Source organism: Rathayibacter sp. AY1C7 (assembly GCF_002931865.1).
Classification (GTDB): domain Bacteria; phylum Actinomycetota; class Actinomycetes; order Actinomycetales; family Microbacteriaceae; genus Rathayibacter.
Map to the genome: position 1 here is coordinate 36986 of NZ_PSWB01000027.1, position 11359 is coordinate 48344.

Below are 11359 nucleotides of genomic sequence, written 5' to 3' on the forward strand. Positions count from 1 at the left end.
GTAGGCGGGGGCCCTGCGCGGGCCGGGGCGGGGCGCGGCTGCGACGTACCCGGCGAGTGTGAGCCCGGCCCCGCGAGGTCCGGCCGACCGCGAGTGTCCGATGGTCGTCGCGCTCGCGCTCGAGTGCGACGACGTCTGGACACTCGATGCGAGGGCGGGCGCCGAGGGTCGCGGGAGGCAGTCGCGGCACTCGCGCACCGGCCCTCCGGGTGCAGGATGAGCGCATGCCCGCCTCCCCCGCGCACCCCCTCCGCGTGCGGATGCAGCCGCGCGCGATCGACGAGGCGCACCGCGTCTCGAGTCCGCTCGAGCTGCTCGTCGACCTGACCTTCGTCGTCGCGATCGCGCAGATCGCCCAGCAGCTCGCCCACGCCACCGAGGAGGGGCACCTCGCCGAGGGGCTCCTCCCCTTCGGCATGGTGTTCTTCGCGATCTGGTGGGCGTGGATGAACTTCACCTGGTTCGCGTCCGGGTACGACACCGACGATGTGCCCTACCGGCTGCTGACCCTCGCCCAGATGGGCGGCGTCCTGGTGCTCGCGGCGGGAGTGCCGGCCGGCTTCGAGGACGGCGACTACCGGGCGATCACCATCGGCTACGCGATCATGCGGTTCGCGCTGGTGAGCCAGTGGATCCGCGTCGCCGTGTCCACTCCGGAGCACCGCACCTCCGCCGTGCGCAACGCCGTCGGCTTCTCGATCGTGCAGGTCGGCTGGCTGCTGCGGCTGCTCCTGCCCGAGGAGGTCGGGGTGGTGAGCTTCCTGCTCCTGGTCGCCTGCGAGCTGGCGGTGCCCCTCTGGGCGCAGCGGGCGGGGGACGCGAACTGGCATCCGCACCACGTCGCCGAGCGGTACGGGCTGTTCACGATCATCCTGCTCGGCGAGGGCGTCCTCGCGGCGGTGATGGGCGTGCAGCGGGCGGTGACGGAGGCGGGCGTCAGCACCTCGCTCGTGCTGGTCGCGGCCTGCGGGCTGGTGATCGTGTTCGCGCTGTGGTGGCTGTCGTTCTCGCATCCCTCCGGCGAGCTGCTGGAGCGGCGGCGCGGCCTCTCCTACCGCTGGGGCTACGCGCACTTCGCGGCGTTCGCGGCCCTCGCGGCGCTGGGGTCCGGGCTGGAGGCGGCCGTCGCTGCGACCGCGGGCCACCTCGAAGCGTCCGACACGGTGATCGGCGCGGCCGTCGCGGTGCCGGTCGCTGTCTTCGTCCTGACCCTGTGGGCGGTGCACGCGCGGCTCGGCGAGCACCAGCCGATGCCCGCGCGGCTGGCGCTCCCCGGTGTCGCGCTGGCGCTGGCGACTCCGCTCGTGGCGGGGGCGCTCGGCGTGGGCGGGGTGCTGGTCGCGCTGGCCGCGGTGTCGGCGGGGCTGGTCGCCGCGGTGGTCGGGCGCGGGCGCACCGCGGAGTGACGAGGTCGGCGGGCGAGGCGCGTCGCCGTCGCGAGAGGCGCGTCCGGCACCTCGAGACACCGCCCTCGTCGGCGAGACGCCGGCCTGGCGGCGGTGTCCCGGCGGGGGCGGAACGCCTCGGCGAGCGCACCGCGGCAGCGGCTACCCCCGGCGCGGCAGCGGCTCCGGGCGGCGGGGCACCCAGCAGCGGACGCGCGAGCGGTAGCGCTCGAAGTCGGCTCCGAAGCGGGCGGCGAGGTCCGCCTCCTCCAGCGGGCGCACGGCCTGGTTCCAGACGACGGCGCCGAGGAGCGCGTACAGCACGACCAGCCACGACGAGAGCAGCAGCCCGACCGCCGCTCCCTGCACGATGCCGGCGACCGCCATCGGGTTGCGGACCCAGCGGTAGGGGCCGGCGATCACCAGCCGGTTGGTCATCGCGATCGGCAGCGGCGTGCCGTCGCCGAGGAGCGACATCGTGAGCCCCGACCAGATCCCGAGCGCGCTCGCCGCGACCAGCAGCAGGACGCCGACGCCGACGACCGCGGGCGGCGCCGCTCCGAGGCCCACGCCCCAGCGCTCCTCCAGCGCGGCGATCACCAGCGGGACGACGACCAGCGCGCCTCCCCAGAACACCGCGATCTGCCCGAGGGTCGCGGCGAGGTGCGATCCGGGCCGGCGGCCGGCGGTTGCGACGCGGAAGGTGAAGGGACCGGAGGCGATCCAGCGCGTGGGCACCCGGCCGAGCAGGAGCAGGCACGCCGCGACGACGGAGCCGCCCGCCGCGGCGAGCATCGCGACGACGCCCCAGCCCGCCTCCCCCGTCAGGGTGGCCCAGACGGCCAGGGCGACCGCGACGAGGAGCGTCCAGGCCGTCGCGGTGACGGCCGCCCAGCGGATGCCCGTGGCGGCCAGAGCGGAGGCGCCGACGAACAGCGGGAGGTCGAGAGCCGCGACAGGGACGGGATCGAGGCTGCCGAGCGTCGCGATCCGCACCGCGGGGACGAGCGCCACGGCGACCCACCAGGCCGCTCCGCCGAGCGCCTGCACGGCGAAGTAGAGGCGTCCCCAGGGCATGGCTGCACGGTACTTCATAGCTGAACCCAAGGAACGACCCAGGGCGTTGACGGGCTCGGCGCCCTAGGCTCGGAACCAGTTCCCGCCGCCTCCACGAGAGGCGGCCCACCACGACGCCAAGGACGACGCCGATGAACCGCACGACCGTGATCACCGCACTCGCCTGCGGGCTCCTCCTCACCGCCGCCGCAGCCACTCCCGCTGTCGCCGCGACCTCGGACACCGCCGAGGACTCCACCCGCTCCGTCGACGAATTCGGCGTTCTCGCCGCGACCGACGGCGACACGCTGCTGATCAACGGGCGCGCCTTCCTCCTCGAGTAGGTCCTCCCCGCCGGGCATGGCCGCGAGGACGCCACTCGCGACGCCGGCCTCCTGATCCGCCACTGCGTCGACGTCGACGCCGCCGCGGCCGTATTCCTGGTGACGACGGTGCACGGCTTCTCCGGGCCCGAGATCCTGCCCGCCTACCGCGAGGCGCTGCGGCACCCGCGCACCGAGCACCTGGTGTCGATCTCGGACAGCGACCGCTCCCCCGAGCTCGACTACGCGGCGACGGTGCACCACGGGATCGACGTGGACGGCTTCCCCGCCGGATCCGGAGGAGAGGACCTCGTGATCCTCGGCCGGATCCACCCCGACAAGGGCACGGCGGAGGCGGTCCGGATCGCCGCCGCGGCCGGGCGGCGACTCCTCCTCTGCGGCATCGTGCAGGACGAGCGCTACTGGCGCGAGGAGGTCGAGCCGCTCGTCGACGGGACTCGCGTCGTCTACCGCGGCTCGGTCGGGCCGGAGGAGCGCGCCCTCGTGCTCGGCGGGGCGCTCGCGCTCCTGCATCCGATCGGCTTCGACGGGCCGTTCGGCCTCTCCGTCGTCGAGGCGATGGCGTGCGGGACGCCGGTGATCGCGTACCGCCGCGGATCCATGGCCGAGATCATCGACGAGGGCGTCACCGGGTTCGCGGTGTGCTCCCTGTCGGAGGCGGTCGCCGCGGTCGAGCGGGTCGGACTCCTCGACCGCGCAGCCGTGCGGGCGACCGCGCGCCGCCGCTTCGCCGTGGACCGGATGGTCGACGAGTACCTGGCGGTGTACGCGGGAGTGCTGGGGCGCTGACGCCGGCGTCACATCGGCATCGGATGCTCGCGTGACTCCCGGCCGTCTGCACCGAGTCGCCCGGGAGGGCTCGTTCTCGACGCGGAGAACGAGCCCTCCCGGGCGACTGAGCGATGCTGATAGGAAGAGGCCGTGCCTCGACCTCATCTCTTCGTCACCCGCGGAAGCCTCCTCCACTTCGCCTGCGACGCGTGGCTCCTGCCGACGGACCGCTTCCTCTCGTTCACCGACTTCTGGCGCGGGGTCCCGCAGCTGGAGGATCGCGCACGCGCCGTACTGACTCCGGAGTTCTCGGACGGCCGACAGGCGGCACTGCCGCTCGCGCCGCGCGACGGCGAGCCCACTCCAGTCCTCACCGCCGTCCCCGATCGCGCCGTGCACGACGCCGAGGACAGCGAAGGACTCGCCGACATCGCCCGCCGCCTCCGAACCTTCGTCGAGGTCGCCGCGCGGACGGCGACGAGAGATCGGCGCACGAGGCGGCCGCTGCCGCTCCTGGCCGTGCCGCTCTTCGCGACGGCGGGAGGAGGATCAGGGACGCTCCGCGACGCCGTGCTCGCCCAGCAGCTCCGCGTGCTGCGGGAGGCCGCCGAGGCGTTCCAGGTCGACATCGCGATCGTCACCCTCCGCGCCGACGTCCACGCCTTCGCCCAGTCCAGGCGGCGACTCGATCCCGCGACGTCCTGGCCCGAGCTGGAGGCTCCGGCCCTCGAGGAGGCGCAGAGCCTCGCCGAGCGCGCCCGTCGCCGCCGGCTCGTGCCCTTCCTCGGCGCCGGGACCAGCGTCAGCGCCGGCGGCCCCTCCTGGGACGGACTGCTCGAGGAGCTCGGCCGCGAGATCGGACTCGACTCCGAGACGTCCGCGGTCCTCAGCGGGAAGAACGTGCTCGACCAGGCGTCCTACCTCGCGACGCTCTTCGACGAGGAGAAGCCCGGACGGTTCGCCGAGGCCGTCGCCCGTGAGATCGGCTCCCTCGAGCGGTACGGTCTCGCGCCGGCGCTCCTCACCGCGATCGACTCCGAGCAGGCCATCACGCTCAACTACGACCGCCTCTTCGAGACGGCGTCCGAGGACGCGGGCGTCCCCCGCGCCGTCATCCCCGGCGACCACGAGGGCGACCACGAGCGCTGGCTGCTGAAGCTCCACGGCACCGTCGACGACCCGTCCTCGATCGTCCTCACCCGCGACGACTACCTCGGCTTCGACTCCTCCCGCCGCGCCCTCTCCTCGATCGTGAAGGCCACCCTCGCGACCCGGCACCTGCTCTTCGTCGGCTTCGGCCTCACCGACGACCACTTCCACGAGATCGTCCACGACGTCCGCCGCGCGTTCCCCTCCTCCGCCTCGGGAACGCTCGCGACCGCGCTCACCCTCTTCGCCGATCCGCTCGACGAGCGCCTCTGGCAGGGGAGGCTGCGGCTCGTGCCGATGCTGCCGGTGCCCCGCGATCCGTCCCGCGTCGGCGAGGCCGCCCGCGCCCTCGAGATCTTCCTCGACGCCCTGGCCGCCTTCGCGACGGACGCCCACTCGTACCTCCTCGCGCGAGGGCACGAGAGCGCGATGACGGCCGCAGAGCTGCGGCTGCGGGAGCGGTTGACCGGGCTGCTCCGGGAGGCGACGGCGGAGGAACGGGCGACCGGGGCGTGGCAGGAGGTCGCGAGGATGAGTGTGCGGTTGGGTGGGGAAGGGCGCTAGCTCGGACAGCGCTCGTCGCTCGAGGGCCGAACGGCCGAGCCGGCGGTCGTCGGCGAGTCCTGCGCGAATGGACGAAGGACCAGCGGATCGACTGATCGCGGGCGAGAGGTCACCGACCTCCCGCCCGGCACCGCTCAGACGGCGTCGTGGAGCTCGACGTTGTCCTGATACTCGAAGTGCGTCTGGACACGATCCGAGACGTCGATGTTCTGCATCTTGCTGGACGCGGGGATGAAGCCCACCAGACCAGCTGCCGTCTCACCGGCCTGAGCCGTCCGGTAGACGAACTTGAGGATCGCGTCGTTGCGGGAGTAGTAGCCGTAGACCGCCTCGTCGACCGAGGCGGTCAACGAGTCCCAGTTGCTCTTCGCTCCGATCGCGGTGCCGAGGAGATGTGCGGCCTGGATCCGCGGCCCTCCGGGCTTCGTGCCCATGGACTGCGCGGCGACGACCATCGCCCTCGCTCCCAGACTGTGACCGATGAGCACGTACGACTCCGCGTTCGTGCGTGCAAGCAGATCACCGATGATCACGCCCGTCTTGTCGGCGCGATTCTTCGCGACGTGCCAGGGGTTCCTCGCGAGGTCCGAGGCGATCATCGCCGGCCCGGCGACGCCTCCGAGAAGCTTCGCCCCCGCCTTGTGCCCGAGCGCCGCCGCTCCTCTGAGCAGCCCCATGGCGACGCCCTTGCCTGCTGCGCCGACGGCGAGCTCCCCCAGATCCCGCAACTCCTTCGACCCCCATCGGACGCGGTAGACGGGCGAGTCCGGGTAGCGGGAGTCGACGATCGACTTCCACTTGCCCCACCGCTCTCCCTCACCGTCGGTGAGGAACCCGTTAGCGACGACCACGGGGACGCCGCCCGTTCCCGGACGGAGCAGCTCGATCTGGAACGACTTGTCCTCGCTCAGGTAGGCGTTCGCGACCGATGCCCCGAGGACACCTCCCACCGCCGCTCCGACGGCCGTCACGACCGCCGTGCCGCCGGCCATGCCGAGCCCGCCCGCTGCGAGGGTGCCGCCGCCGAGCAGCGCGAGTCCGTGTGAGCTCGCCGCTGCGCCGGTGAATCCGCCGAAGACGCCGAGCGAGCCGATCGCGCCGCCGATGGCGGGAGCGGCGAGGAGAGCGACCGGCGCCGCCATCGCGAGGACAGCGATGCCGCCCACGATGATCTTCGAGGTCGCGTCGAGGTCGGGCTTCTCGTACTCGAGGAAGGCCTCGTAGTCGTGCAGCTCGCCGAAGCTCCCCTGGGCCTTCTCGAAGCCCGGGATCTCGTGCTTGTGCTCGGCGCAGAACTGGGGGACGCGCAGAGCGCCGCGCTCGCGCACCGCCATGTTGCCGCAGCCCACAGCCACGCACGGGAGCGTCGCGGATCCGCAGCCCTGGCAGACGTAGACGGGAAGCTGCCCCGCGGGACGGTTCGACTTCCGGTGCTCGGTGTTGAAGAAGCACGACGAGCACCATCCGTGCTGGACGTCCAGCAGCGAGACGTCGTCTGCGACGTCCGCGATCCACTGCGCCGTCTTCGCGTACGTCTCGGCCACCTTCTGTGCGGTCCGCCGCTCCTGCTCCACCTGCTGGAGAGCTGCCTTCTGCTCGGCCGGATCCGAATGCGCGAGAGCCTCGGCATTGGACGTCATCCGGGCGCGGTACCAGGTCTTGGCGTACGCCCACATGTTGCTGCGCAGTGCAGGATTGCTCTCGAGAACGCCACCGCTCTCCGTCACCGGCTCGAGATCGGTAAACTCCCCCGCAAGGGAGAGAGTCGCCCCCTGATCCGAGACCACATCCACTCGGAGACGGGTTCCTTCGACGACATAGGCGTGCAGTGAGCCGGGCATGGGTTGATCGTGCCATACCGGTCGAGGTCCGGTTCGCTGCGGAAGGGCTGTCGCTTCCTTCTCGATCGGTCGCCGTCCCGTCGGATTCTCCGCGCTCATCGCGTCGGACTCTCCCCCATACCAAGACCGGAGCAGACGGACTCGAAGACGGTCAGTGACACCCCCTCTTCTCCCGGCGCGAAAAGGGAGCCGATGCGGTGAAAGTCGGTACCGTCCGACAGACTCACCGGAACGACGAAGGGGACGAAGTGCAGTTCACGATCAACGGCGCCACCTACGAACTCACACGGGAACAAGTCGAGAGCACCCTCGCCCGTACCGCGCCGGCCGAGGTGAGCACGTACTCCGTCGAGGTGAGCGGCAGCCGCTTCCCCGTGAAACAGGTGATCTCCGAGGTCACCGGTCTGCAGAGGAGCGAGTTCACCTCCGGCCAGGCACAGCGGGTCCTCACAGGGCTCGGATTCCTGGTGCTCAGCACTGCTCCGGGAGCTCGAGGGCGCATCTCCGGTTCCACGCGGTCCTTCGACGGCGTCGAGTGGGGGCTCGCCGCATCCGAGCACGGTTACGAGGAAGCGTCCTCGGGCAAGCTGCATCTCCCAGGATGTGCTCACGGCGTGACGACTCCGATCCGCATCTGGGCTCAGGACGAAGTGCTGAAGGCCTGGGGTGCTGCGCCGGATGTCGATCTCAGGACGCTGACGCGACCGGGATGGTGCTCGGACTGCGCGGCCATAAGAGGAACGACCGACCCCGGCGTTCCAGCGGAGCAACCGGAGACGTCCGGACGGACGGGCCGGGCGGAGCGGACGGCGATCGCGCAGGCCGCCCGGGTCGTCCTCGACGGTGGTCTCCGACGCCAGGCCTCCGCGTTCGACGGCCGGACGGTGACCTGGACCGCTGATACTGCGGCGGCACTCCGGCGAGCGATCGAGACACCCGGGTCGACCGGCACTTTCCGTGAGCGGATCGCCGAGCAGATGACGGATCAGCCGAGGGCGGTCGTCCTGCTCGCCGCTGAGCTCTGCTTCCTGCAGCGCCTCCCCCTCATCAACATCCGGGCGCAGACGAAGCTCGCTCTTCTGCAGGAGATCCTCGACGTGCTGCCCGATCGCCCCCGGGTCCCTGATGTGATCGTCGACGCCCTCGACACTCGCGGCGTCTTCAACGGCGGTCAGGGGTTCAACCAGCAGATCGCACAGCATCTCCTCTGGTTGTGCGATTTCGTCCGGCAGTGGGACGCCCTCGCGTCCGATCATCGCGAAGCCGCGCTCGGCGATCCCTGGCTCTTCCGCGACCGCACGCTCGACGTACAGGGTGATGCTCCACCGATCCGGAGCTCTCTGCTCGCTCTGGCCTGGCCGAGCTGCTTCGAAGCAATCGTCTCCGTCGCGCAGAAGCACGCGATCCGCGACGCCTTCGCGGGAGCGCTCCCGACGGTGACGGACGACGTCGACCGCGATCTGCTCGCTCTGCGGGACAGCCTCGACCCGAGCGGCGAGCTCGACATCGCCTGGTACTCGCCACCGTGGGACGCGGAATGGTGGCTTGCGGCACCGCAGACCGAGCATCGCGGCTGGGCCGTACCCTCGGCCGCTCCCGGCGCGCCACTCGCCCTCCCAGGCCTCCACGTCACGCTCCCGCCGGATGGCGGTCGAAGCGGCATCCGCGACGAAGCGCTCCGTTCATGGAGAGACTGGCCGACGTCCGGGGCCGGTCCGCGACCGCCCATCACCGATCTCCTCACCGAGGTGGATTCGGCTGCGCAGTTCCTCGTGACGATGGCGGCCGGCGACCAGGTCTTCGTCGACGGCTCCGACGACGTGCACTGGGGCGTCATCGGAGAACTCGATTCCCGAGGACGACGCGGCGTCGACTGGCGAACGCCGGTCTCGAGGTCGGAGATACCGAACGCCGTCCTCGACGTCCTGTCCGGCAGCGCTCCGATCACCGACGTCGGCTTCCTGATATCGCCGCCGATCGCACCGACGCCCGCACCTCCGCTGTCCGGCCCCCTCCGCCTCCCCCGCAGCACGCCCGAACTCGCGGGTCGCCTGCATTACGACTCACTGTGGCTGAACGAGGTGCTGGGTCTCCTCGAGGAGCGTCGCCAAGCGATCTTCTTCGGGCCTCCCGGAACGGGCAAGACCTATCTCGCCCGTGCTCTCGCCGACTTCATCGCGCCGAAGGGCGCGGTCCGCATCGTCCAGTTCCACCCCTCCTACTCCTATGAGGACTTCTTCGAGGGGTTCCGGCCGACGGTCGATGAGAAGGGGTCCGCGAGTTTCCGACTCGCACCGGGGCCGGTACGTCTTCTCGCTGCTGCGGCGGCGGCGAACCCGACAGTGCCGCATGTGCTGATCATCGACGAGATCAACCGGGCGAACATCGCGAAGGTGTTCGGCGAGCTCTACCTGCTCCTCGAATACCGCGACGCCGGGGTCTCACTGCAGTACTCGCCGGAGGAGGACTTCCGTCTGCCCGAGAATCTCTTCGTCATCGGAACGATGAACACGGCAGACCGCTCGATCTCCCTGGTGGACGCGGCGATCAGGAGGCGGTTCTCGTTCGTCGAGCTGCACCCCGCAGAGGAGCCGGTACTCGGCCTGATCGAGCGATGGTCGAAGGCGCAGCACCATGAGATCAGCCGAAGTGCTCTGCTGAGGCAGCTCAACGAGCGGATCGGCGACCTCGACCGCGATTTCCAGATCGGCCCGTCCTACCTCATGGGCGCTTCTGCCCGCACGGACTCCGGATTGGCGAGGATCTGGGAGTACGACATCCTTCCGCTGCTCGACGAGCACTACTACGGACGCTTGTCTCGCGCGGAGGTCCGGGCGACGTTCGGTCTCAGCGCTCTCGAGCCCGGTGCTGTCGCGGATCCGGACGAAGCGGTCGACGACGCTCCGGCCGGATGACCCGCGTCGAGTTCGACGAGAACGGCGGCTGGACGGCGGTCTCGTTCGACCCTGAGGTCATCGGTCGCGTATGCAGCGCAGGGCTGCTCGAATCCCGCATGACAGCGTCAGGCGCCGAGGTGAAGCCTCAGCTCAACAGGATCGGGGCGATTCGGATCGATGGCGACGAGGTCGTCGTCCGTCCGAAGGCCGCCTTCTCCTCGGTGCTCTTCATGCTGGGGTACGCGGCGGACCCGGGCTTCCGACCGGAAGAGGTCTCCGGCGACGGCAGGGAGATCTTCCCCGCGGTCGCCGAGACGTACGCGCGCATCGCGGAACGTGCACTCGGGCACGGCCTCCTGCAGGGGTACCGACGGTACGACGAGAGCGCCATGACGGTGCGCGGGCGGGTCCGGTTCTCCGACCAGATGTCGCGCCGCGGCGGACGACTCCTCCCGATCGAGCTGACGGTCGACGACTACTCGGCCGACATCGTCGAGAACCGGATCCTGCGTGCGGCCGGCCGGCTGCTGCTCGCCGTGCCCCGCGTGTCGCCGGACGTCCGGCGGCGCCTGGCGCACCTCGACTCGAGACTGTCGGAGGCAGCCCTCCTGCGGCCAGGGACGATGACACCGTCGTGGCAGCCGTCGCGGCTGAACCAGCGCTATCAGCCCGCCCTGCGCTTCGCCGAACTCGTGCTCGCACGCATCACGCCCACCACGACGAACGGCGGCCACACCGTCGCCTCCTTCGTCGTCAATATGGCGGAGGCGTTCGAGGCATTCGTGACCACGACTCTGAGCAGCGCTCTCTCAGGGGTCTCGCGTGGCGTCAGTATCGGTCAGTTCCCCGCTCATCTCGATCTCGAACGACGCCAGCCGATCCGACCCGACTTCGTCCACGTCGCCGGCGGCCGACCAGTGGTCGTCATCGATGCCAAGTACAAACTCGGGCCACCGAGGGTCGAGGACCTCTACCAGATGCTGGCCTACTGCACAGTGCTCGGGCTGGCTGAAGGGACGCTCGTCTACGTCTCGAGCGCCGGAGACCCGAGTGATCGGACAGCGACGGTGAAAGGCTCCGGTGTCGTGGTTCGGACGGTGCGGATCGACGTCACGAGGCCGCCCGCCGAGATGCTCGCTCAGCTGGACGACATCGGTCGAGCGGCTGCCAGGCGGGCAGGGATCAATACTTCTTCCGGCCTCTGAACTCCGCGCCTCGTCGTAGGGCCGCCTGCTCCATCGGACGACTCAGCCGAGACGGCTGCCACGACGGTGTCATCGTCCCTGGCCGCAGGAGGGCTGCCTCCGACAGTCTCGAGTCGAGGTGCGCCAGGCGCCGCCGGACGTCCGGCG

Annotated in this window: 8 protein-coding genes; 6 read left to right on the top strand and 2 right to left on the bottom strand. The window is 70.8% G+C overall.

The window, feature by feature from the left end:
- Window positions 1–224: 224 nt before the first annotated feature.
- On the top strand, window positions 225–1406 hold the full coding sequence (locus C5C69_RS13845; protein WP_219812382.1) for a low temperature requirement protein A: 1182 nt from the start codon (window positions 225–227) through the stop codon (window positions 1404–1406).
- 141 nt (window positions 1407–1547) lie between these two features.
- On the opposite strand, the gene C5C69_RS13850 is transcribed toward C5C69_RS13845, so the two are convergent.
- Window positions 1548–2462: an isoprenylcysteine carboxylmethyltransferase family protein gene (locus C5C69_RS13850; protein WP_104258146.1), complete on the bottom strand. Its 915-nt coding sequence runs from the start codon at window positions 2460–2462 to the stop codon at window positions 1548–1550.
- 131 nt (window positions 2463–2593) lie between these two features.
- Here C5C69_RS13850 and C5C69_RS13855 point away from each other — a divergent pair, with 131 nt between their 5' ends.
- The 3 genes from C5C69_RS13855 to C5C69_RS13865 all read left to right on the top strand — a co-directional run bounded on the left by C5C69_RS13855 (window position 2594) and on the right by C5C69_RS13865 (window position 5269).
- The gene (locus C5C69_RS13855; RefSeq protein WP_104258147.1) at window positions 2594–2785 is read left to right on the top strand and encodes a hypothetical protein; all 192 of its coding nucleotides are present in this window, start codon (window positions 2594–2596) and stop codon (window positions 2783–2785) included.
- A 99-nt stretch (window positions 2786–2884) separates the two neighbouring features.
- Window positions 2885–3574, top strand: a complete 690-nt coding sequence (locus C5C69_RS13860; protein ID WP_219812383.1) for a glycosyltransferase — start codon at window positions 2885–2887, stop codon at window positions 3572–3574.
- Between the two features lie 132 nt (window positions 3575–3706).
- Entirely contained in the window at window positions 3707–5269 is a 1563-nt protein-coding gene (locus C5C69_RS13865) for an SIR2 family protein (RefSeq protein WP_104258149.1), read from the top strand.
- A gap of 134 nt (window positions 5270–5403) precedes the next feature.
- Here C5C69_RS13865 and C5C69_RS13870 read toward each other — a convergent pair whose 3' ends face one another.
- The gene (locus tag C5C69_RS13870; RefSeq protein ID WP_219812384.1) at window positions 5404–6996 is read right to left on the bottom strand and encodes a DUF726 domain-containing protein; all 1593 of its coding nucleotides are present in this window, start codon (window positions 6994–6996) and stop codon (window positions 5404–5406) included.
- 362 nt (window positions 6997–7358) lie between these two features.
- Between C5C69_RS13870 and C5C69_RS13875 the strand changes: the two genes are divergently transcribed.
- A complete protein-coding gene (locus C5C69_RS13875) occupies window positions 7359–10025 on the top strand; it encodes an AAA family ATPase (protein WP_104234075.1) in 2667 nt (888 codons plus the stop codon).
- Window positions 10022–11212 (top strand): McrC family protein, encoded by a 1191-nt coding sequence (locus C5C69_RS13880; protein ID WP_104234076.1) that lies wholly within the window; start codon window positions 10022–10024, stop codon window positions 11210–11212. The genes C5C69_RS13875 and C5C69_RS13880 overlap by 4 nt, the downstream gene beginning before the upstream one ends.
- Window positions 11213–11359: the final 147 nt, after the last annotated feature.